Origin of the sequence: Enterobacter sp. UNJFSC 003 (genome assembly GCF_036903355.1) — a bacterium.
GTDB lineage: Bacteria > Pseudomonadota > Gammaproteobacteria > Enterobacterales > Enterobacteriaceae > Enterobacter.
The window spans coordinates 1-237 of sequence record NZ_JBAKHK010000345.1 but is presented as its reverse complement, the minus strand read 5'-3'; the positions used below and the strand labels follow the sequence as shown (position 1 = coordinate 237).

At 49.4% G+C, this 237-nt stretch carries 1 pseudogene; it reads right to left on the bottom strand.

Features of this window, described 5'->3' with window-relative positions:
• Positions 1 to 133: 133 nt before the first annotated feature.
• Positions 134 to 237, bottom strand: a pseudogene (locus V5P19_RS24470) (hypothetical protein); the annotation flags it as partial.

The following is a 237-nucleotide window of genomic DNA, read 5'->3' as shown; positions in this document are numbered from 1 at the left end:
CATTCCTCGCCTGTTTGCAACCGCGTAAGGTCATTCATCTGCATATGTGCTGCAACAATCTGGCGAGCAGACAAGCACACTCCCATGAGACGCAGCGCGCGTTATTCTACGTGAAAACGGATTAAACGGCAGGTTAAACCGAGTATCTTTGTGAATATTTTTTCACGTTAGTATCAAGTGGCTGTGAGGACGCGAAAAAATCCCCTTGCCCGCCTGTAACACCGCGCTGAATCAGGG